Origin of the sequence: Brevibacterium sp. VCM10 (genome assembly GCF_000583215.1) — a bacterium.
Taxonomy (GTDB): Bacteria; Actinomycetota; Actinomycetes; order Actinomycetales; family Brevibacteriaceae; genus Brevibacterium; species Brevibacterium linens.
Genome location: NZ_JAJB01000121.1, coordinates 1 through 2,004, shown reverse-complemented (window position 1 = coordinate 2,004; position 2,004 = coordinate 1). Strand labels below are relative to the sequence as shown.

Below are 2,004 nucleotides of genomic sequence, written 5' to 3'. Positions count from 1 at the left end.
TTGTCCTGGTCAGACCCGGTCGAAACGGTGTTCCGTGAACCTCGTTTCCGGCGGGGCAACGAGATATAACTCTAGACCACCCCAGAGGCGACGTGCAAATCCAAAACCGACTTTCTCCACGTGACACCCACCACACAGTCCGCAGGGCACAATGATGCCCCTTGCGGAGCGGCGGGCTTCGCATCAGTCCGCGCAACAACCAAGACCGAATATCGCGCGATTCAGCGGCCCAGTCGGATAACTTCGCCCAGGCGGGCGAGCTGCGCGTCGATGACAGTCCCCATCTCGGTGATCTCTGCATTTCGGATCCCGCGTTCGACAGCCTGCGATCTCCACCCTTCAACTGCGCTCACGACCTCATTGAGGACAGTCACAGCAGTCGGCTTCGTCAGATGGCAGAGAGAGGCGAATTCGAGCAGCGCCTCGGCTTCAACCTCCGCGGACACGACGCCGTTGATAGCGGTGTGGCGTTCGACCGCGGGCTCCGGTTCCGGACTGATGTCAAAAGCTGGGCTCAGCTGCCATCCCGCGTCCGCCCGTATGAAGCCATGGCTTCGCAAGTGATCGTCCGTATTGTGCAAAGCAACTGAGAATGTTACTCGGCGAAACAGTTCCGCAGTCGCTGCGCCAGCGCCGGCTGTGATCTTCGATTGCTTCGACGACATCGAGATAGTCACCGGCTTCTCCGTCCCGACGCCCGGTTGCTGTCATCGCACTCATATATCCGATCCGACGGTCGGCCGTACGATCGAACCTCTGCAGAAGAAGCACGGATCTCTCGTCGATGCTCAGCAACCGAGATTCAGAGGTGCCAATTCCGGCCCTACAGGCAAGTTCGAGTGCCAGGCTCTCCCATGCGATGACGTCTCGACCGTCTCCGGGCCAGGAGAACTTCGCGATCAACAGTCGTCTCTCATCGTCCGCCACAGATGCTTTGGGCCGCGCCCCTCCCAGAGACCCTGTCCCAGCGTCGAGAAGCCGCTTCACAGCGGCGCCCGACCCTTCTGCGGCCCCATCGGCAGCCCGCTGCAGCTCCGGCAGGGAGAGCAGCTTCGGTACACGGTTCGTCGGGCTGAGGAAGTCTTCGCCAGCCGCACGACGAAATCGCAGAGCCCCTTGCCGGGTGCGGTCGCTGACTCCGAGCAGGAAGTCGATATCTGTCAGACGGCGGTCACGGACGACGCCGTCGGCGACCTGCCGCCGATGCTCCTTCGCAACGAGGTTACGACCCCATCGGTCAGGAGAGCAGTCGGCGAATGCTCCCGGCAGACCAGGTACGCTGAATGGGGCTGTCGACAGCGGGAGCTCAGGGTCGATCGAATAGGCCCATCGAGTCCTCGCGTACTCATCGGAATATTTGAACGTCGTCGAGATCTGCCCCCGTGCGATGTGGAAGTACGCGGTGCCGACGAATACCGCCGTTCCGCCATGGTCCATCTCAACCCGGACCTGCTCACTCATCGACGAACCCTGTTTGGAAGTGTTTCAGCGGAACGCAATCGGCCGACATCGGTGCTCAGAGGATCAAATGCGGCGGACACATGGTCGAGCTGCCCCAGTGCCTGCATAACCGACATCACTGCCCCGATTGATACGCCTGCGTCACCACGTTCGACTTTCTGGAGCGTCGATCGAGAGATGCCGGCCCGCTCTGCGACTTCGACTGCCTTGAGCGATTGCATGAGTCGCCACCGACGAATCGAGGATCCGATCTCGGCAAGGCGGCGATCCACTTGACGAGTAACGCCCATTTGAACTCCTTATGAGTGCAATAGTCACCACATAGTCAATTAACGACTAGAATGCGCGTCATTAGATCCACCGGCAATGCCCATTTCGGGCGAATCGGTGGTCGGCTCCTGTCCGGATGGACTCCACACAGACTCTGCGCGTCAGTGAAAACACCACTCATAGTCGCCGACGACCGGCCGGAGAATACACGAATGGCCTCGTCCGACTCTCAGAGGGAGTCGGACCAGGCCATTTGCTACCTGGCGGGGGCGC

The 2,004-nt window shown here is 60.6% G+C and carries 3 protein-coding genes; all 3 read right to left on the bottom strand.

The window, feature by feature from the left end; genetic code table 11:
* Nucleotides 1-221 precede the first annotated feature (221 nt).
* From AD89_RS20525 to AD89_RS0117630, 3 genes are read right to left on the bottom strand one after another with little or no spacing between them, the layout of a single operon-like run.
* Nucleotides 222-581 carry a HipA domain-containing protein gene (locus AD89_RS20525; RefSeq protein ID WP_269320695.1) on the bottom strand — a complete coding sequence of 120 codons (360 nt, stop codon included), beginning with the start codon at nucleotides 579-581 and terminating at the stop codon, nucleotides 222-224.
* The gene (locus tag AD89_RS19050) at nucleotides 502-1,461 is read right to left on the bottom strand and encodes a type II toxin-antitoxin system HipA family toxin (protein WP_155807510.1); all 960 of its coding nucleotides are present in this window, start codon (nucleotides 1,459-1,461) and stop codon (nucleotides 502-504) included. Before AD89_RS19050 ends, AD89_RS20525 begins: the two co-directional genes overlap by 80 nt.
* Nucleotides 1,458-1,751, bottom strand: coding sequence for a helix-turn-helix domain-containing protein (locus AD89_RS0117630; RefSeq protein WP_025780997.1), 294 nt, complete (start codon nucleotides 1,749-1,751; stop codon nucleotides 1,458-1,460). The genes AD89_RS19050 and AD89_RS0117630 overlap by 4 nt, the downstream gene beginning before the upstream one ends.
* Nucleotides 1,752-2,004: the final 253 nt, after the last annotated feature.

Excerpts from the sequence above, each read along its gene's own strand:
- AD89_RS19050 (WP_155807510.1), bottom strand. The coding sequence starts at position 1,461 with ATGAGTGAGCAGGTCCGGGTTGAGATGGACCATGGCGGAACGGCGGTA.
- AD89_RS0117630 (WP_025780997.1), bottom strand. The coding sequence starts at position 1,751 with ATGGGCGTTACTCGTCAAGTGGATCGCCGCCTTGCCGAGATCGGATCC.